The sequence below is a fragment of the Burkholderia sp. BKH01 genome, assembly GCF_025685725.1.
GTDB lineage: Bacteria > Pseudomonadota > Gammaproteobacteria > Burkholderiales > Burkholderiaceae > Burkholderia > Burkholderia pyrrocinia_C.
This window is the reverse complement of record NZ_JAOTQT010000003.1, coordinates 296918-315145: the sequence shown is the minus strand read 5'-3', so window position 1 is coordinate 315145 and position 18228 is coordinate 296918. Positions and strand designations below refer to the sequence as shown.

The following is an 18228-nucleotide window of genomic DNA, read 5'->3' as shown; positions in this document are numbered from 1 at the left end:
GGCGAGTCCGGGCCGATGGCCCGGCGGATTCAGAAAGTCTGCGGACACGCTATCCGAAAACCCGAGCCCATGCCGCCCGAAGGCGTCGCGCGCGGTCTTCGAAGAGATATGAGGCAGCCAGCGTCAAGAGACCTGAAATTGCACCCGTCACGATGTGCTCGACATAGGGGATACGGTAGTGACTCGCGTGCGAGTAGGCGTCGCCCAACGTTGTCAGGACACCAACAACCAGCGCATTGCCGTATCGATGCGCGTAGAGTTTCGCAGCAGGCGTGAAAGTCAAAAGTACGGCCAGGAATCCAGTAAGCAGACCTATATGAAATGCAATAGTCCAGTGGGCAAGGCTCATGATATTGCCCCAGCTCCCCGGCATGCAGGTCATGCACGCACTGGTCGGCTGCCAGAAACGCTGGATAAAGAGTCTGACGCGGTGCTTCCACTCGATTGACATGATGCATTCCCATCAATGCCGTCGTCACGGCCGACGCCACCACACGAATCGTTGCAGCAGTTTCCAAACCCTTTAACGAGCTTGCCGCCCTTGTCACGGATGGGTCGGCTGTGCGCCGTAGAGGCCGAGCGGTAACTTGGACATGAGGGAATACTACTCCACGATCGGACGGCCGCTGTTTCGACCGAGACCGGAATTCAACTCTTGCGTCTATCGGAGCGGCCCCGTCCGTGACGAGCGTCGACGGGTTGAATCCGCAACCGAGTACCGACAAACGCAGGGGTGGCCTTGGCCACCCCGCAAGCGCCGATCAATCAGACAGCCACGCCCCGATTCGCCTCAATCACCGTCAACGCCGCCATATTCACGATCCGCCGCACCGTTGAACTCGAAGTAAGGATATTCACCGGCGCATTAACACCCAGCAGGAACGGCCCCACCGCCACATTGCTGCCCGCCTCGGTCTTGAGCAGGTTGTACGCAATATTCCCCGCATCCACGTTCGGACAAACGAGCAGATTCGCAGCCCCCTTAAGCGGCGACATCGGAAGCAGCCGCGACCGCAGCCCTTCATCGAGCGCACAGTCGCCATGCATCTCGCCATCCGCCTCGATATCGGGCGCCTGCTCCCGGACGATTTCCAGCGCCCGGCGCATCTTCACACCCGAAGCCGCACTCCCCGACCCAAAATTCGACCGCGAAAGCAACGCAACCTTCGGCGTCAGATTCAACCACTCCATCTGCCGAGCCGCCGCAATCGTGAATTCCGCGATCTGCTCGGCATCGGGATTATCGTTGACGTGCGTATCCACCAGCGCCACCGTCCGCTGATCGAGCAACAGAATATTCATCGCCGCGTACGTGGAAGCACCGGGTTTCTTGCCGATCACTTCGTCGACGAACCGCAGGTGATTGTGATACTCGCCAACCGTCCCGCAGATCATCCCGTCCGCATCGCCGAGCCGCACCATCATCGCGCCGATCAAGGTCAGGCGACGCCGCATTTCGACGCGCGCCATTTCCTTCGAAATGCCGTCTCGGCAGCGCAGTTCCCAATACGTCGTCCAGTACTGCGGGAACCGCTCGTCATATTCCGGATTGGTCACTTCGACATCCTGACCGAGTCGAATACGCAGACCAAACCGCTCGATCCGCGCCAGCAGCACCTCCGGACGCCCAACCAGGATCGGACGCGCCAGCTTCTCGTCGACGATCACCTGCACGGCACGAAGCACGCGCTCGTCCTCGCCTTCGGTGAAGACGATCCGCGCCTTGCCGCCGTCACGCACAAGCTGACGCGCCGTCGCGAACAGCGGCTTCATGAACGCGCCGGAGTGGTAGACGAATTGCTGCAGTTGCTCGACATACGCCGCGAGATCCGTCAGCGGGCGTGTCGCCACGCCGCCTTCCATCGCCGCCTTGGCCACGGCCGGCGCGATACGCACGATCAGGCGCGGATCGAACGGCTTCGGAATCAGGTATTGCGGGCCGAACGCCACGTCGTACGCACCATAGGCCGCCGCCACGACTTCGTTCTGTTCTTCCTCGGCAAGACCGGCGATCGCGTGAACAGCGGCGATCTCCATTTCGCGGGTGATCGTCGTCGCGCCCACGTCCAGTGCGCCGCGGAAAATGTACGGAAAGCAGAGAACGTTGTTGACCTGGTTCGGGTAGTCCGAGCGGCCCGTCGCGATGACGACATCGTCGCGCGTCGCATGCGCCAGTTCCGGGAAGATCTCCGGCGTCGGGTTGGCCAGCGCGAGAATCAGCGGACGCGCCGCCATCTCCTTCAGCATTTCCGCGCTCAGAATGCCGCCGACCGACAGGCCCAGGAACACATCCGCGCCGCCGATGATTTCCGACAACTTGCGCGCATCGGTTTCCTGCGCAAAGCGCGACTTTGCCGGGTCCATCAGCGTGGTACGGCCGCGATAGACGACGCCTTCAATGTCGGTCACCCAGATGTTTTCAACCGGCAGCCCGAGGTCGACCAGCAGGTCCAGACAAGCCAGCGCGGCCGCACCGGCCCCCGACGTCACGACCTTCACCTCCGAAATCGACTTCCCGACGACCTTCAGCCCGTTGATGAAAGCGGCCGATACGGTGATGGCGGTGCCGTGCTGATCGTCATGGAAGACGGGAATCTTCATGCGTTCGCGCAGCTTCTGCTCGACCGTGAAGCACTCCGGCGCCTTGATGTCCTCGAGATTGATGCCGCCGAACGTGGGTTCGAGGCCGGCGATGATGTCGACCAGCTTGTCCGGATCGGTCTCGTTGATCTCGATGTCGAAGACGTCGATTCCGGCGAACTTCTTGAACAGGACGGCCTTGCCTTCCATGACCGGCTTCGATGCGAGCGGGCCGATGTTGCCCAGACCGAGCACCGCGGTGCCGTTCGTGATCACACCCACCAGATTGCCGCGGCTCGTGAAGCGGTGCGCCTGCAGTGGATCGGCCGCGATCGACTCGCACACGCCTGCCACGCCCGGGGTATAAGCCAGCGCGAGATCGCGCTGGGTCACGAGCGGCTTGCTGGCGACGACCGAGATCTTCCCCGGGGTCGGAAACTCGTGATAGTCGAACGCCGCCTGCTGTTGTGTCTCAGTCTGTTTCATGTTTTTCGGTCCGGGCACGGGCGCCAGGCCAGTCCCGGCGCGATCCTTGAAGGTGATTCTAGGGATCCGCCATAAGGAGATGATTCTGATTTAATATCGGTCCATCACTTTTCCATGATGGATGCATGACCAGTCAATGATTTTTGACGCAAACGACGTGGTCAGGCGGCTTGGCGCACGTCTGAAGATTCGGCATCTGGTGCTGTTGCTGCAGATCCAGCAGCACGGGTCGCTGACGCGCGTCGCGGAGCACATGGCCAGCAGCCAGCCCGCCGTGACGAACGCGCTGTCCGAGCTGGAGAGCATGTTCGGCACGCCGCTGTTCGAGCGCTCGTCGCGGGGCATGCGCCCGACCGCGCTCGGCGCGGTCGTGCTCGAACGGGCGAAGGCGATGATCAAGGATCTCGACCACCTCGCCCGCGAGATGGAGGCCGTCGCCGCCGGGCATGCGGCCCACCTGCACATCGGCGTGATTCCGTTCATCTCCGGCCAGATGCTGTCGGCGGCGCTGAAGCGGCTGCAATCGCGCATGGAGCGGCGCCTGACCGTGACGATCCACGAAGGCACCAGCGATCAGCTGCTGCTGCAGCTCAAGGATCACAGCGTCGACATCGTGATCGGGCGGGCTTCCTCGGCGATCGATCTGGGCCAGGTGTCCTTTGAGGTCCTGTACCAGCAGCAGCCGCGCATGATCGCAAGCCGGCGTCTTGCCGCGAAACTGGCTCGCACGACGCTGGACTGGAACAAGCTGCACGCGCTCGACTGGATTCTCGGCGCGCCGCATACGCCGATGCGGGAACAGGTGACCGACCTGTTTCTGTCGGCCGGCATCCCGCCGCCCGTTCCGATCGTCGAAAGTTACTCGTCCAAGCTGATCGGCGAAATGATCGCGTCGAGCGACGAGGCCGTATCGATCGTGCCGGCCGATATCGCCGAGGAACTGGTGCGGATTGCCGGCGTGGCGATCGTGCCTTACTCGCTGGTGTGGACGCTTCCACCGATTGCGCTGTTTACCCGCTCCGCCGACTCGCGCTCGCCGGCGCGTGATTTGCTCGTCGAGGCGCTACGCGAGGTGTGTAAAGAGACGTATGGGGAAGCGCGACGATAAGGCTTCAGGCTTGCCCGTCAAAAACAGTCACGGATCTCGACAGATACTCGGCACACCCGCGGCAGGTTACTTGCTGGCGGTGAGGCGTCGCAGTATTTCCGCGCGTTCGGCGCTCAGCACATGATCCGAGCCCTCTCCCCTGTCGTAGCGTTTGGCTGTCCGGTAGGAAAACCGCTTCTTGTACTGACTGGTTGCGGGATCGAACGCCCACGCGTCGACTTCGAAAAAGTGCTTTTCGAAATGACTCTCGTCCTTGCCCCAGACATAGTCCGCTCGAACAAACAGCGGATAGGGCGAGGCTTCCGGCACCTTCCACATCGCGCGATCGGCCATCTCTGTTTCGGTGATTTCCGGCATCAGATTCTCGATCTTTCCGTTCGCGCCATAACGCAATACGGCTACGCGCTCCAGCATCCCGCTGCCTCCGCCCGAGAACGTCCCCGACAAGAAAACCCAGGAACCGCCCGATGAAATCGGCAACCGCTCTGACCGCGGATTCAGTCCGAACTGATATAGCTCCTTGGAGGAACCGGAAACAGGAGCCGGCGGCATCTCGAAGCACGGCGCGCGGCCAGGAAGCACGCAAAGTTTTACGCCGGACAGCGGGAGCCCATCGGCATCAAGCTTGCCCTCCGTCTGTGTGAAGCGCGGGAAAGCAGGTTCGCCGGAGGTCGCCTGAACATCGGTGATGCCGACGACAGAAATGCTCAAGATCACGCCGAGCGTCTTGCAGAACCAGCGCATACCTTCTTCCTTTCTCATTCATTGAATTCCGCAGCGACGATCTTACGATGCCGCGCCCTGAAACCAGCGCGAGCACGCGCTCGAATAAATGAGCACGATTGCAATCGCATTGGCGAAAAACGCCACTTCGAACAGATTTACCCTGAACGGAAATGCCGCCGCGAGAAAGGCGATCGTCGTGACTAGCGTGAGCAACAGCTCCAGCATTCGCGCCGGCTTTTGTCGTTGGCAGAGACCCACGACATCCGTCGGCCGCCGCCCCTCGACACGTGACGTGCGACTCAATCCCGCGGCCTGCGTCGCACGCCTGAGAATCACCCCTCCGCCCGCTGACAAACCACCTCGATATTGTGCCCATCCGGCCCGATGACGAACGCCGCATAGTAGTTCGCGTTATAACGCGGCCTCAATCCCGGCGGGCCATTATCTTTCCCGCCCGCCTCCAGCGCCGCGCGATAGAACTCGTCGACTTGCCGCCGATTCTCGGCCTTGAATGCGATGTGAAGATGCGCGGGCTTCTCCGTCGTCTGGAACAGGCACAACGAAGGCTGCCACGGCCCCGGCGGACAAAGCTCGACGCCGTACGAAGGCTCCCCCTCCCCCGCGACTACTACGCCAAGCGGTTCAAGTGCCTTGAGGAAAAACGCTTTGCTCGCTGCGAAATCGCTGACTCCGAATTTGACGTGGTCAAACATCAGTTCCCCCTCGGATAGTTGGGCTCGCCCGCGCCCCGACGTGAAGTGCGGATCACCGCGATGTTGCCACATGCTGCCGTCGACGGCAGCCCCGTCCGCCCCATCACCCCAGCTCGAACGACGTCACCCCGAACACGCGATCGATCGCGATTGCGGGCGCGTCTTTCGTATACATCCGCGCGGTTTCAAAGACACTCGTCATGCCGTGCCGTTCCGCCAGTGCGACGGCCGCAGGATTCGTTTCCGGCACGTCGAGCACGATGACCTCGCCGGGCATGCTCGCCGCCAGCGCGCGAAACAGCCCGGTGGCGACGCCTGCATCGTCGGCGAAGAGCGGGCCGATCTTGCAGCCCGCCTCGCAACGGCGCACGACACCGTAGCCGGCGACACGGCCAGCGTCGACCGTTGCGAGCGCAACGGCATCCGGCTGCGCGATCCACGCGGAGACGAAACGCTCGCGCGCCGCGGGGAAACACTGGCGATCGTAGGCAAGCAACTGCTCGAACGGCACATCGGCCGCTGCCGCGACATGCGCGCACCCGATGCCGCCCACGCGGCCCTGATAGCGGATGTTGCGGTACGCGAGCCGGAATCCGGACTTCCTGTAGTTCGCTTGCTGGGCGACGACACCATCGAGACCGATGTTGCGGTCGCCAAGATAACGCATGCCGTGCTGCCAGATTCGCATGCCGAAGCCTTTGCCGCGAAACCCGGGCTTCACGATGTAGAGGCCGATGAAGCCGAAGTGCTCGTCATAGGCGACGGCGGAAAGGCACGCAACCGGCTCGCCGCGCCAAACACCGACGAAGAACCCGGCCGGGTCCGCTTCCCTGAAACAGTGCGGGTCATGCCAGCCTGGGTTCCACCCTTCCGCAGCCGCCCACTCGACCGACATGGCCAGCTCGTCGGCCGACATGGTGCGTACGATAAAGTCGCCGCCTTGATCCATGGTTCCCCCACTCGCGACGTTAAAGATCGCCGCCTCGTGTTACGGAAAATGCATCGGGAAAGCGCCGGCAAGCGAGCACCGGCCAATTGACGGAACAGGCCGCGCAATCGTGCCTCGAGCCACGGCTGCCGATCGCGTCATCATAATCCCAAGGGCGGGTATCAGAGTGGAGCAGTCATTCCGTGCTGCCGCTGGAGGACCCGTTATCGATCGAAGCGGATGATCGGGCAGCGCACGGTGGATGCCAACAACCTGCCTGCGAACAGTCATCACGCTTGTTCCGGTCCGATGGACAGTTGGCTGTCCTCGAATGTCCGAACGGGCGACCGGCAGCAACGAGTCGCCAAGCACCCCTCCACCGAAATCCACGATAAACAAAAAAAGCCCGACAAAGTCGGGCCAATGGGTTTGAGACACAAGGAGAATTCCGCCCACCCCACACCGGGCGGCCACGCCGCGCTACACGACGTTCTTTTCGACGATCGGCCGGTTTTCCAGCACTCGCGCCCAGCCGAGCGGCGACAGGTCGAGCGTTTCGTAACGCCCGCCCAGAATGAGTTCACTGACGCCACGCCCCGTCGCCGGCCCCTGCTGCAGCCCGTGGCCGCTGTAGCCGTTCGCGAACACGACGTTATCGAGTTCCGGGTGATACCCGATGATCGCGTTGTGGTCGAACACGTTGTACTCGTAGTACCCGGACCAGCAGTTCTCCACGCGCAGCGCCTCGAACTCCGGCACGCGATTCGCGAGCGTCGGCCAGATCACGTCGTCGAACAGGTCGTGGTCGACCTCGTCGAGCGGCAGATCGTCCGGGTCGCGATCCGGGCTCGGCGACGTGCCGCAGATATACGTGCGCCCTTCCGGCCGGAAATACACGCCCGTCGGATCGATCAGCAGCGGGCAATCGGTGAGCTTCGCCGGCGACGACACGTTGAAGATGCTGCGGCGCCGCGCATGAACGGGGATGTCGATGCCCATCATCGACGACAGCGTGCGCGTCCACGCACCGGCCGCGTTGACCAGCGTGTCGCACGCATAACGCTCGCCGTCGCCCGTCACGACATGCGCGATCTTCCGTCCATCGCGTTCGACCGACTTCACATCGGCCGCTACATACCGCGCCCCGAGCGCCTGCGCTTTCTTGCGCAGCGCCTGCACGAGCCCGTAGCCGTCGAACCAGCCTTCGCCGCTCACGCCGTACGCGCCCGACGCGAGATCGTCGACGTTCAGCCACGGAAACTTCGCGCGCAGTGCATCGCGATCCATCAACCGGATATCGGCGCCGAGGCTGACCTGCAGCGCATGGTTCTCGCGCAGCGTCGCATCGCCGGCCGGCGTCGCGAGGAACAGGTAGCCGCCTTCGTACAGATCGATCGACGGCCGGTTGCCGTCCACTTCGAGCCGTTCGCCGATCGTACGCAGGAAGTCGATGCCGAACAGCGACATCTCGATCGACAACGGCGTCGAGAATTGCTGGCGAATCGACGCGGCCGACAGCGCCGACGACGATCGCGCATAGGTGGGGTCGCGTTCGATGACGGTCACGGCGACCGTCGGATCGGTGGCGCGCAGGAAATAGGCGATCGAGCTGCCGATCACACCACCGCCGACGATGACGACTTGAGAACTCACGACTGACTCCAGTTGCTCATAATAGACGCGGCCAGCCGGCCGCACCCGTTGGTTGTTCGTGCCGCGTCGCGCGCGGCGCCGCACCTGCAGGCTTCCCGGGCGATCGCCCCGGCGTGCGCCGCGATCGCAACCGATCGCTCTCGGTATTTCAGCACGTCCGGCATCGCCGCGAAAGTCCGCGCGCGCTTGTGTTCAATCCGCCGATTTCGTCGTGACGGGCTGCCACGCGGCGTTCTTCACTTCATACAGCGTCGAGCTCGGGTTCTTCAGGTCGCCCGTGTTGGTGAACGCGATCGTGCCCGTGATGCCGTCGTAGCGCGTGCCCTTCAACGCGCCGTTGAAATCGGCCGGCTTGGTCGAATTCGCCTTCTGCATCGCGTTGATCGCGATCCACGTCGCGTCGTACGCGAACGGCGCATACGCGAGCATGTCGACACCGTACTTCTGCTTGAATTTCGTTTCGAACAGCTTGCCCTTCGCGAGGCGCGACAGCGGCTGCCCGTATTCCCACACGGCCGCGCCTTCCGCCGCATTGCCGGCCAGCTTGATGAAGTTCGCGTTCATCACGCCGCCGCCCGCGAGGAACTGCGCGCGGATGCCGAGCTGGCGCATGCGCTTGACGAGCATCGCGGCCTGCGCGTCGAGGCCGCCGAAGAACACGAGATCGGCATTCGTGCTCTTGATCTTCGTGAGCTGCGCGCTGAAGTCGACGGCCTTGTCGTTCGTGAATTCGCGCGCGACGATCGTGCCGCCGTTCGCCTTCACGGCCTTCTCGAATTCGTCGGCTTCGCCCTGGCCGAACGCGGTGCGATCGTCGATGATCGCGATGCGCTTCGCCTTGGTCACGCTCGCCGCATACGCGCCTGCGTTGCCGGCGTTCTGCGTGTCGGTCGCGATCACGCGGTACACGGTGCCGAGCCCGGCGCGCGTGATGTCGGGATTGGTCGCCGACGGCGTGATCATCGGAATGCCGGCCTTCGCGTAGATCTTCGATGCGGGCAGCGTCGTGCCCGAATTGAAATGGCCGATCACGACCGCCACCTGCGCGTCGGCGAGCTGCTGCGCGGCCTGCACGCCGGTGCGCGGATCGCTCTGGTCATCCTGCGACGCGACGACGAACTTCACGGGCTTGCCGCCCACCGTCGTGCCCGCGGCATTCGCTTCGTCGACGGCCATGCGCACACCGTTCTCGATGTCCTTGCCGTATGCGGCGCCGCCGCCCGTCAGCGGGCCGGCCACACCGACCTTGACGACCGCCTCCTGCGCATGAGCCGCGCCCGTCTGGAACGCGAGGATCGCGGCGGTCAATGCAACGCCGGAAAGCGAACGAATGCGGAACGTCATGGCAGTCCTTGTTCTGTGGGTCGGGATGCAACGCGCGACCGCCGCGCGTCGGCGACCTCTCGCGTGCCGGCGATGTCGTCCGCCGCCGGGGCGCCATTCGACGAAGGCGCCCAACCGACCGGCCGATCACCGCGGCTCCTTCTCCGAAGAGCCTTTCACCGCGAAAGAGGTGAAAGGATTGTGGGTAGCCAATACCCGTGCAGCAAACGAATTATCGGAACTATGTAGTGAGGATTTGTCATCAAGTTCCGGTGCGCACGAACGGCCCACAGCCCGCGCGACGGCGGGCCTTGAGTCGAATGCGTCAGTGGGGTACGTGCCGGCGCCCGTCAGTCAAGGCCGGCCGCGGTAATGCGGATGAAGCATCATCGCTTCGACAACGGCACGCGATCGCGACGCCCGCGGCATCGCATCGTCCGGTCAGTGCCGATCCGTGCCCGTCTGCTTGCGAACCGCATCGGCCGCCTTGCCGGCCTTCTCCTGGATCTTTCCGGCCTGCTGTTCGGCGATACCTTCGGCTTCGGTCTTGCTGTCGCCCGTCACCTTGCCGAGCGCTTCCTTGACCGACCCCTTGAGCTGTTTGAGCTTGCCTTCGATGCGATTGCTGTCCATGGTCGTCTCCTGCGACGGTTGGGGAGAACCGGCGATGTGACGGCCCGCGCCGCACCGCCGAGTGGACAGGTTCGCAAGCATCTGCCGCGCGCGGCAGATGCGGATGCACCAGCGCGCATGGTGCATTCGTACCGACGGCGTCAGTCCTTGCCCTTCGCGCCGCCCTTCTCCCCGCCCTTCTCGCGCGCGCCGTTCGCATCGGCCGCGCCGACGATCCCGCGCTCGCGCGCCCACACGATCGCCTCGCCGCGGCTGTGCACGTCGAGCTTCGCATAGATCGTCGCGACGTGATTGCGCACGGTGTTCGGCGCAAGCCCGAGGCGGCCCGCGATCTCCTTGTCCGCGAGACCGTGGCACAGCAGGTCGAACACGTCGCGCTCGCGCGCGGTCAGGTCCGACAGTTGTGCGCCCGCGTCCGGCGCATTCGCGCGCCGCACGTTCGCGAGCTTCTCGATCAGCGTGCGGCTGAACCACGAAGCATCCTGCATTGCGGTCTCGATCGCGTAAACGAGCTCCATCTCGGTGCGCTTGCGATCGCTGATATCGAGCAGCGCAACGAGCAGGCAATCCTGCCCGTGAATAGCGACGGGATCGGCCGACACGACGCAATCGCGCACGTCGCCGTCGAGCGTGCGGATCTGCACGTCGGCGTTGCGTACACTGCCGTCGCGCACGAGCCGAGCCTCGATGCGCTGCCACGCATCGCGTTCGGCCCACAGCCCGATCTCGTCCGCGGATTTGCCGAGCAGGTCGTCCTGCGCATGGCCCGTCATCGCGGCGAATGCACCGTTGACGTCGAGCAGTTCGAAACGGTCGGCCGTGACGATCGCGGTCGCGACCGGCGCCATCCGGAACGCCGTCGCGAAGCGCTCCTCGCTCTGCCGCAGCGCGCGCTCGGCCTGCTTGCGCGGTTCGAGATCCATGAATGTGAACAGCATGCAGGCTTCGTCGTTCATGTCGATCGGCTGCCCGGCGACGACCACCGCCTTCGTGCCGCCGTCGGCGACTTTCAGCACGGCTTCCATCTGCGGGATCGTCGCGCCTTCGCCGAGCCGCTCGACCGCGAGCTCGCGCCGCTCGGCCTGTTCGAGCACGTCGATCTCGTACACGGAACGGCCGAGCACGTCGTCGCGCGCGTGGCCCGTCAGGTCGAGAAAACCCTGGTTGACCTTCACGTAGCGCAGATCGTCGAGCCGGCAGATCACGGCCGGCGCCGGGTTCGCATTGAAGGTGCGCTCGAAGCGCTCCTCGGCGCTCGCCCATTCGGTCGCGTCGTGCAACACGAGCGCGAGGCAGTCCGGCTCGCCGGCCGCGTTCGTCAGCACGAGGCTGCGGATCCGGTGAACCCAACTCATGGTTTCGTCGGCGGCCGATTCGACTTCGACCGTCACGTCGCTGAACTCCTCGCCCGCGATCACGCGATCCATCGGATAGTGGCCGTCCCGCACCGGATGGTTGTTCCGGTAGCGCAGCCGGAAACGCTCGCGGTATTCGGTGACGGTCGCGCCGAGCGCCTTCAGCTCGGTCACGCCGTGCATCGCGAGCGCAGCCTCGTTCGCCCAGACGATCCGCTGGTCGGGCTCGACCAGGATCACGCCCTCGGTGAGCCCCGCGATGATCTGGTGCAGCTGGCGCCGGTCGGTATGCGACTTGAGCGCCTGTTCGTTGACTTGTTCGTTCATCGAATGGTTGTCCATGTCATCAACATGACCGCCGGCCCGGCCGGACGTCGCTTCGACACACACCAGCCGGCGCGTGCGGCGAGGATCGCTTGCCGCCCATCGGCGCGACAGGCGCGAATGCACTATCCGCCATAGTACATTCGCACGGCCCGCCGCTACGGTACGGCATCCCGCCGATCGTCGCCGCTTCCGCCCCGCCCGCCGCTCCCCCGCATCTCGGGCAACCGACGCGCTCCAATCCCCGTCACCGCCCCCGTGCAAACGCACTAGCCGATCAGGTGAATTTGCGCGATGTCCGCACGCGTTCGCATCGGTACGCTGGTACTGCATCGGCGCTCATGCGCTGCCTTCCCACCCGCAGAGGAGAAGCACGATGAAGCTGCATCAGACACCCGATCCGACGCGGCCCGAACCGCCTCCGGACAGTCCGCCCGAACCGCCGCCCGGCACCGATCCGCCGGTTCCGCTGCCGCCCGACATGCCGCGCCCGGACATCCCGCCGCGCGAGCCCGGCTACGACACGCCAATCGTCCGGTGACCGACGGCGACCGATAACGCCGATCGCACTCACCCATCCAACACACCAATCGACGGAGAACTTCAATGAACAAGACCCGCCATCTTTCGGCGCTGCTCGCCGTCAGTGCGACCTTCCTGCTGAGTGCCGCGCCGCTCGCGAACGCCTATGCGCAAGACGCGTCGGCCGGCAACGGCATGCAGGCCGAATCGAACCAGCCCGTCACCGACACGTGGATCACGACCAAGGTGAAGAGCCAACTGGCCGCCACCGACGGCGTGAAGAGCCTCGACATCGGCGTGAAGACGGTCGACGGCATCGTCACGCTGACGGGCGTGCTGCCGAACAAGATCGCCGTGAAGAAGGCGATCGCCGTGTCACGCGCGGTCAAGGGCGTGAAGCACGTCGACGCATCCGGCCTGAAGGCGAAGGCCTGACCTCCCGCGCGGCCGACACCGCGCAGTTTTCCCATTGCGACAAGGAGCACACGATGAACGAAGACAAGATCAAGGGCCAGTGGAAGCAGATCACCGGCAAGCTGAAGGCCAAGTGGGGCAAGCTGACCGACGACGATCTCGCGGTCGCGGAAGGCAATCGCGACTATCTGTCCGGGAAGATTCAGGAGCGTTACGGGATCGCCCGCGACGCGGCCGAGAAGCAGTTGAAGGAATTCGATCGCGAGCTGTAACGCAACCGGCAACCTCACCCCGCCGCGACGCCGCCGGCGTCGCGGCCACCAGGACAACGACATGGGCAAATATCTGATCGCCTGGCTGCTCGGCGTACCGGTCGGGCTGCTGGTGCTGTTCTATCTGATCACGCACGTCTTCTGACGGCGGCGCCGCGCCCGGAACGCTCCGCCTATCTCCTCGGACTACCCACCCGACTACGACATCGACGGCGACACGGCAATCCGCCGCTGCCGCTCGAACGACCGCGCGCATTCCGCTGCATCGCGGGCCACCCAATGCAAATCGGGCAGGACGCATGCGCGCCCTGCCCGATCGGCTTGCCCGTTCGGCAGCGAAGCGCGACGCGCCCCGCTTCACGTTCGTTACTTCGCCGCGTTCGCCGTCATCTTGAAGATGCCCTGCGCGTTGCCCGCATCGAAACGCAGGTCGGTCACCCAGCGGCGCGCCGCCTGGTCGAACGTGCGCTTGCGCGTGATGAACTCGTAGAACGAGCCCGGCACGTTGCGCTTCACCGTGCCGCCGTCGCGCGTGCGGAACTCGCGCTCGACGGTATCCGCGCGATACGCGGTCTGGAACACGCGGCCCGAGCGCGAGCGCTCGACTTCCGGCTTCATCGGCCGACCCTTCGCCCTCTCGTCGTCGGACAGCTTGAACACGTCGGCGACGCGGTCGGTCGCATGGTTGAACGCGTTGCCTTCGGTCGAGATCCACGCCATTTCCGCCGATTCCATCAGCAGCGTTTCGTAGTCGAGTTCGTTCGGCAGATCGTGCTGGCGCGCGAATGCGCCGACGATCTCCGGCAGCAGTGCGTGCGCGGCGTCGAGCGACAGCCAGCCTTCGCGCTCGACCTCCCACAACAGCGCGACGGCCGCCGGCGACAGCGGATCGCGCGACGAGCTCACGACGTTCGTCACGGCCTGCTGGAATTCCTTCGAGAAGCGCTCCGGATGCAGTTCGCTGACGAAGAACTGCGCGATTTCGTCCGGTGCGTCCTCGTGCGCATAGGCGCGGCCGGTCATGCCGAGCTTGTCGAGCGGATAACGGCCGTTCAGGCGGAAGCCGAGCGGACGCAGGATGCGCGTGAACGCGGCCTCGCCCGGCGGCAGCGCGCCCGTGTGCGGCCAGCGCACCGTTCGCAGCGCGCCGTGGTCGAAGTAGACCGAGCCGCCGCTTTCGATCGCATCGGCGGTATACGCGCGGCCGTTCGCCGAACGCTCGAGCAGCCCTTCGAACAGCGCCATGTTCATCGCCTGCGCGATCTCCGCGCGCGTCACGACGCCGTCTTCCCATTCCTCGAGGATGGCCGGCATGTTCAGGGTCGAGAACAGGGCGTCGGTCTTCGCCTGTCCCAGCAGCTTCGTCAGCAAGCTCTCGATATTCGGATTGCGCATCAGGATTCTCGTCTCGGGGGACCGCCGGCAAACGTGCCGGCAACTCGTCGGCCGGCGGCCCGTCGGGCGCCTGACCTTGCGTGGGGAGCATTATTCAAAGGGTTGCAGCCGGGCGTAAAGCGAGATTAAATTGACACGTGATGAGTTTTTGGAATTATTGGCCGTCCCCGCCCCTGCTCGCCGGCCTGCGCCGCGCGGGTACGTACGTCAGACAAATCGAGCATCATGCGCAAATTCAAGATCCCCAACATGGGCGCACTGGTGGCTTTCGAAGCCGCCGCGCGCCACGAGAGCTTCACGCACGCGGCCAAGGAGCTGTTCCTGACCGAAAGCGCGGTATCGCGGCAGATCGCGACGCTCGAGGCGAGCCTCGGCGTGCGGCTGTTCGCGCGCGTGAAGCAGCGCGTCGTGCTGACGCGCGCCGGCAAGCTGTACGGCACGCAGGTGCGGCGCGCGCTGGAAGCGCTCGACCGCGACACGCTGTCGATCATCGCGCACGGCAGCGGCGGCGGCTACCTGGAGCTCGCGGTGCTGCCGACGTTCGCGTCGCACTGGCTGATCCCGCGCATCAAGAGCTTCTACGACCGCACGCCCGACGTGCGCGTGAACATGGGCAGCCGCACCGACCTGTTCTCGTTCGAGGACACGCATTTCGAGGCCGCGATCCACTACGGCAAGCCGACCTGGCCCGGCACGTCGTCCGACTACCTGTTCGGCGAGGAAGTCGTGCCGATCTGCTCGCCCGCGCTGCTCGACGGGCCCGTCGAGCGCATCGAGGATCTGCTCGCCTATCCGCTGCTGCACTCGACGACGCGCCCCGGCGCGTGGGCGCAGTGGTTCGAAACGCATGGCGTCGAAGATATCCGCACGATGCAGGGCGTGCGCTACGAGCTGCACACGATGCTGATCAGCGCGGCCGCGGCCGGGCTCGGGATCGCGCTCGTGCCGAAGTTTTTCGTCGAGGAACAGTTGCAGCAGCTCGGCCTCGTCGTGCCGTGCGACGCGGCGACGGTCGGCGATTCCGCGTACTACCTCGTCTATCCGACGGAATTCAGCCACAGCAAGCCGCTGGAGCTGTTTCGCGGCTGGCTGCTCGAGCAGGCGAGCGCGTATGCGGCACCGGAGGGGGATGCGGACGACACCGACGCGGAGGATGACGAGGACGTCGAGTAGCGCGCCCGCTTCTGGTTACAGCGCGCGGGCGCGGCCGTGCATGCTCGACACATCAAACGCTTTCCGGATCATGGGCAGTGAGGTGCGGGTCGTCGAAACGAAGACCCGCATTGTCGCGCAGCAAGCGCGTTACATGTGCCACTTCACCGTCGCGGTCAACGTACGCGGATCGCCGGGCATGTTGTACAGGTCCGCGTTGCCGTGCGCGGCAATGAAGTAGCGGCGATTGAACAGATTGTCGAGCGTGAGCGTCACGTCGACCTTCTTGCTGCGATAGCCGGCGCCCAGGTTGAACACCGTGAACGACGGCAGCGTGACGAGATCGCTGGCCGACGTGTAACGCGCCGACTGGAACTGCATGCCGGCCGCCGCATAGAAGCCGTACGGCAGCTCGCGCTTCAGCCACAGGTTCGCGCTGTGGCGCGGCATCAGCCCCGGCGTGTTGCTCGACAGCGCGAGGCCGGCCGCCGTCGATTGCGGCGAACCGTCGACCGTGCCGTTCATGTAAGCGTAACCGGCGTACACCGACCACTTCGGCGCGATCTCGCCGGTGAAGCCCAGCTCCATCCCGCGCACGTGCTGCGTGCCGATCGGCAACGCATAACCGGGATTCGCGGGGTCGCCGATCTGCTGGTTGGTCTGGCGCATGTCGAACAGCGCGACGCTGGCCGTCGCCTTGCCGCCGAGGTCGAAGCGCGAGCCGAGTTCATACGCGGTGGTCTTCTGCGGTGCGAGCGCGGCGCCGTTCGAGAACGCGCCGGAACTGATCAGCGTATCGGCGAGCGGCGAGAACGACTGGCTGAACGAACCGTACAGCGTCAGCCAGTCGAGCGGTTCGTAGATCAGGCCGACGCGCGGGCTCCACGCGTGATCGGTGCGGTCGAGATTGACGTTCGACGACGTGTAGTCGTGGCGGATCTGGTTCAGGTAGTCGAAGCGCAGGCCGGCGAGCACCTTCCAGTGTTCGGTCAGCGAGATCAGGTCCTGCGCGTAGACACCCGCGAGCCCGACGACGGTCGACGCATTCGTCTTCGCACGCGCGCCGGTCGGCACGCCGGGCAGGATCACCTGCTGCGGATTGAAGAGATCGTAGGTGGCGACCTTCGTCACGCTGTAGATCGTGTCGAACTTCTGCTGCTGCGACAGTTCCAGCCCGTACAGCAGCTCGTGGCGCATGCCGAACAGCGACGTTTTCTGCGTGAGCTCGAACACGCCGTCGATGCCGTGGTCGGTGCGCTGGCGCGTCGACTGGTCGAGCGTCACGACCGGGTGCGCGGCCGTCTTGATCGGCTCGAACGTCACGTAGTTCTTGCGTTCGAGCGAGAAGTCGTACGCGCGGATCGCACCGTGGAACGACAGCGTATCGCTGAAGCGGTGATCGAGCGACACCGTCGCGCTCTTCGCGGAGACGTCGTTGTACGAGCTGTTCGCGGCATCGGCCGAGCCGTAGAACGTGTTGATCGGCACGTCGACCGGCCGGCCGCGATACGCGGGCAGGCCCTGGTCGGACGTGCGGCGGTCGTGCAGGTAGTCGAATTCGACGTTCAGCACGGTGTTGCTGTCCAGCTTGAACTGCGCGGACGGCGCGATCGCCTGGCGGTTGAGCTGGAACTGGTCGCGAAAGCTGTTCGAGTTCTCGGCCGCACCGGTGATGCGGAAGCGCGCCGCGTCGTTCGCATTCCAGCCGAGGTCGAATTCGCCGCGCCGCTCGCCGCGCGTGCCGAGCGTCACGCCCACGTCGCGCACCGGGTTCGCGTCCGGCCGCTTCAGCACGCGATTCACGATGCCGCCCGCCGAGCCGCGCCCGTACAGCACGGCCGCCGGCCCCTTCAGCACCTCGACGCGCTCGACGTTCGACAGGTCGCGATAGTACAGCGCGTCGTCGCGAATGCCGTCGACGTACTGGTCCGTGATGCTGTTGAAACCGCGGATCGTGATCTGGTCGCGCTGGCCGTCGCCCACCGAGAAGCCGACGCCCGGCACGTTGCGCAATGCGTCCTGCATCGACGACGCGTTCTGGTCCTCGATCACCGCGTGCGGGACGACGTTCACCGTCTGCGGCACGTCCATCAGCGACATGTCGGTCTTGGTCGCCGCACGCGACCGGCCCGCGTCGTACGACGCATGCTCGGCGGCCGCTTTGACGGAAATCGCGGGCAAGGTCGCCGCGGTGTCGCTCGCCTGCGCGAACGAAGTGCGGGCGCCGGCCAGCGACGTGGCAATCAGAAGCGCATGGCAAGCGCTCGTGTTGAGTTTCATCGTGAACGTAGAGGGTGGAGAAAAAACGGCGAACGGAAACGCGTCCGGCCAGCGCGCGAATCGCGCGGCGAATCGACCGACAAAGCGATTTCCGGGAAGAAGATGACGCGCGCGGGGGATCGCCCCGTCGCGCATGCCGGCGGGCGAACGGCCGGCGCGGGTGGATGCCGGCCGGCACGACCGGCACGAAAAAAGCCGTGACTTCCCGTCACGGCTCGTAATGGAGCGAAATATTAAACGAGAATGATTCGTGTTTTCGATTAATTTTTAACGTGTCGCCTGCCCGCAACGTACGGACGCGTTGCGTCCTGCATTCCTGACGAATGCCTTTCATTTTCGTGTGGTTGAATCGTGCGTTTCGTAA

17 protein-coding genes are annotated in these 18228 nt (G+C 64.7%); 5 read left to right on the top strand and 12 right to left on the bottom strand.

What is annotated here, in order from left to right; genetic code table 11:
- Window positions 1-49: 49 nt before the first annotated feature.
- A complete protein-coding gene (locus tag OEJ37_RS07055; protein ID WP_263343704.1) occupies window positions 50-451 on the bottom strand; it encodes a hypothetical protein in 402 nt (133 codons plus the stop codon).
- A gap of 314 nt (window positions 452-765) precedes the next feature.
- The gene (locus OEJ37_RS07050; protein WP_263343702.1) at window positions 766-3066 is read right to left on the bottom strand and encodes an NADP-dependent malic enzyme; all 2301 of its coding nucleotides are present in this window, start codon (window positions 3064-3066) and stop codon (window positions 766-768) included.
- A 136-nt stretch (window positions 3067-3202) separates the two neighbouring features.
- On the opposite strand from OEJ37_RS07050, the gene OEJ37_RS07045 reads away from it, so the two are divergent.
- A complete protein-coding gene (locus OEJ37_RS07045; protein ID WP_263343700.1) occupies window positions 3203-4174 on the top strand; it encodes a LysR substrate-binding domain-containing protein in 972 nt (323 codons plus the stop codon).
- A gap of 66 nt (window positions 4175-4240) precedes the next feature.
- On the opposite strand, the gene OEJ37_RS07040 is transcribed toward OEJ37_RS07045, so the two are convergent.
- From OEJ37_RS07040 to OEJ37_RS07005, 8 genes are all read right to left on the bottom strand, one after another.
- Window positions 4241-4936: a hypothetical protein gene (locus OEJ37_RS07040; RefSeq protein WP_244130625.1), complete on the bottom strand. Its 696-nt coding sequence runs from the start codon at window positions 4934-4936 to the stop codon at window positions 4241-4243.
- A 24-nt stretch (window positions 4937-4960) separates the two neighbouring features.
- Window positions 4961-5125, bottom strand: a complete 165-nt coding sequence (locus tag OEJ37_RS07035) for a hypothetical protein (RefSeq protein ID WP_174422004.1) — start codon at window positions 5123-5125, stop codon at window positions 4961-4963.
- 107 nt (window positions 5126-5232) lie between these two features.
- A complete protein-coding gene (locus tag OEJ37_RS07030; RefSeq protein ID WP_174422003.1) occupies window positions 5233-5613 on the bottom strand; it encodes a VOC family protein in 381 nt (126 codons plus the stop codon).
- Window positions 5614-5716: 103 nt separating this feature from the next.
- The gene (locus tag OEJ37_RS07025; protein ID WP_174422002.1) at window positions 5717-6562 is read right to left on the bottom strand and encodes a GNAT family N-acetyltransferase; all 846 of its coding nucleotides are present in this window, start codon (window positions 6560-6562) and stop codon (window positions 5717-5719) included.
- A gap of 459 nt (window positions 6563-7021) precedes the next feature.
- The gene (locus tag OEJ37_RS07020) at window positions 7022-8194 is read right to left on the bottom strand and encodes an NAD(P)/FAD-dependent oxidoreductase (RefSeq protein ID WP_175917419.1); all 1173 of its coding nucleotides are present in this window, start codon (window positions 8192-8194) and stop codon (window positions 7022-7024) included.
- A 192-nt stretch (window positions 8195-8386) separates the two neighbouring features.
- Complete coding sequence (locus OEJ37_RS07015; protein ID WP_174422000.1) at window positions 8387-9538, bottom strand: branched-chain amino acid ABC transporter substrate-binding protein; 1152 nt, start codon at window positions 9536-9538, stop codon at window positions 8387-8389.
- Window positions 9539-9958: 420 nt separating this feature from the next.
- Window positions 9959-10150, bottom strand: coding sequence for a CsbD family protein (locus OEJ37_RS07010; protein WP_174421999.1), 192 nt, complete (start codon window positions 10148-10150; stop codon window positions 9959-9961).
- A 140-nt stretch (window positions 10151-10290) separates the two neighbouring features.
- Window positions 10291-11832, bottom strand: a complete 1542-nt coding sequence (locus OEJ37_RS07005; protein ID WP_263343693.1) for a helix-turn-helix transcriptional regulator — start codon at window positions 11830-11832, stop codon at window positions 10291-10293.
- A gap of 373 nt (window positions 11833-12205) precedes the next feature.
- Here OEJ37_RS07005 and OEJ37_RS07000 point away from each other — a divergent pair, with 373 nt between their 5' ends.
- The 3 genes from OEJ37_RS07000 (at window position 12206) to OEJ37_RS06990 (ending at window position 13037) form a co-directional block, all read left to right on the top strand.
- On the top strand, window positions 12206-12370 hold the full coding sequence (locus OEJ37_RS07000) for a hypothetical protein (RefSeq protein WP_174378332.1): 165 nt from the start codon (window positions 12206-12208) through the stop codon (window positions 12368-12370).
- A gap of 65 nt (window positions 12371-12435) precedes the next feature.
- Window positions 12436-12786 carry a BON domain-containing protein gene (locus OEJ37_RS06995; protein WP_174421997.1) on the top strand — a complete coding sequence of 117 codons (351 nt, stop codon included), beginning with the start codon at window positions 12436-12438 and terminating at the stop codon, window positions 12784-12786.
- Window positions 12787-12839: 53 nt separating this feature from the next.
- Window positions 12840-13037: a CsbD family protein gene (locus tag OEJ37_RS06990; protein ID WP_174421996.1), complete on the top strand. Its 198-nt coding sequence runs from the start codon at window positions 12840-12842 to the stop codon at window positions 13035-13037.
- Between the two features lie 366 nt (window positions 13038-13403).
- Here the strand turns inward: OEJ37_RS06990 and OEJ37_RS06985 are convergent, their stop codons facing one another.
- Window positions 13404-14432, bottom strand: coding sequence for a DUF1338 domain-containing protein (locus OEJ37_RS06985; RefSeq protein WP_174416632.1), 1029 nt, complete (start codon window positions 14430-14432; stop codon window positions 13404-13406).
- 225 nt (window positions 14433-14657) lie between these two features.
- On the opposite strand from OEJ37_RS06985, the gene OEJ37_RS06980 reads away from it, so the two are divergent.
- Window positions 14658-15605, top strand: a complete 948-nt coding sequence (locus OEJ37_RS06980) for a LysR family transcriptional regulator (protein WP_175917415.1) — start codon at window positions 14658-14660, stop codon at window positions 15603-15605.
- Window positions 15606-15734: 129 nt separating this feature from the next.
- Here the strand turns inward: OEJ37_RS06980 and OEJ37_RS06975 are convergent, their stop codons facing one another.
- The gene (locus tag OEJ37_RS06975; RefSeq protein ID WP_175917414.1) at window positions 15735-17864 is read right to left on the bottom strand and encodes a TonB-dependent receptor; all 2130 of its coding nucleotides are present in this window, start codon (window positions 17862-17864) and stop codon (window positions 15735-15737) included.
- Between the last annotated feature and the right edge of the window lie 364 nt (window positions 17865-18228).

Bases quoted from the DNA above. Each gene is read 5' to 3' on its own strand.
- OEJ37_RS07055 (WP_263343704.1), bottom strand. From the start codon at position 451: ATGTCAATCGAGTGGAAGCACCGCGTCAGACTCTTTATCCAGCGTTTC.
- OEJ37_RS07050 (WP_263343702.1), bottom strand. From the start codon at position 3,066: ATGAAACAGACTGAGACACAACAGCAGGCGGCGTTCGACTATCACGAG.
- OEJ37_RS07045 (WP_263343700.1), top strand. From the start codon at position 3,203: ATGATTTTTGACGCAAACGACGTGGTCAGGCGGCTTGGCGCACGTCTG.
- OEJ37_RS07040 (WP_244130625.1), bottom strand. From the start codon at position 4,936: ATGAGAAAGGAAGAAGGTATGCGCTGGTTCTGCAAGACGCTCGGCGTG.
- OEJ37_RS07035 (WP_174422004.1), bottom strand. From the start codon at position 5,125: ATGCTGGAGCTGTTGCTCACGCTAGTCACGACGATCGCCTTTCTCGCG.
- OEJ37_RS07030 (WP_174422003.1), bottom strand. From the start codon at position 5,613: ATGTTTGACCACGTCAAATTCGGAGTCAGCGATTTCGCAGCGAGCAAA.
- OEJ37_RS07025 (WP_174422002.1), bottom strand. From the start codon at position 6,562: ATGGATCAAGGCGGCGACTTTATCGTACGCACCATGTCGGCCGACGAG.
- OEJ37_RS07015 (WP_174422000.1), bottom strand. From the start codon at position 9,538: ATGACGTTCCGCATTCGTTCGCTTTCCGGCGTTGCATTGACCGCCGCG.
- OEJ37_RS07010 (WP_174421999.1), bottom strand. From the start codon at position 10,150: ATGGACAGCAATCGCATCGAAGGCAAGCTCAAACAGCTCAAGGGGTCG.
- OEJ37_RS07005 (WP_263343693.1), bottom strand. From the start codon at position 11,832: ATGAACGAACAAGTCAACGAACAGGCGCTCAAGTCGCATACCGACCGG.
- OEJ37_RS07000 (WP_174378332.1), top strand. From the start codon at position 12,206: ATGAAGCTGCATCAGACACCCGATCCGACGCGGCCCGAACCGCCTCCG.
- OEJ37_RS06995 (WP_174421997.1), top strand. From the start codon at position 12,436: ATGAACAAGACCCGCCATCTTTCGGCGCTGCTCGCCGTCAGTGCGACC.
- OEJ37_RS06990 (WP_174421996.1), top strand. From the start codon at position 12,840: ATGAACGAAGACAAGATCAAGGGCCAGTGGAAGCAGATCACCGGCAAG.
- OEJ37_RS06985 (WP_174416632.1), bottom strand. From the start codon at position 14,432: ATGCGCAATCCGAATATCGAGAGCTTGCTGACGAAGCTGCTGGGACAG.
- OEJ37_RS06980 (WP_175917415.1), top strand. From the start codon at position 14,658: ATGCGCAAATTCAAGATCCCCAACATGGGCGCACTGGTGGCTTTCGAA.
- OEJ37_RS06975 (WP_175917414.1), bottom strand. From the start codon at position 17,864: ATGAAACTCAACACGAGCGCTTGCCATGCGCTTCTGATTGCCACGTCG.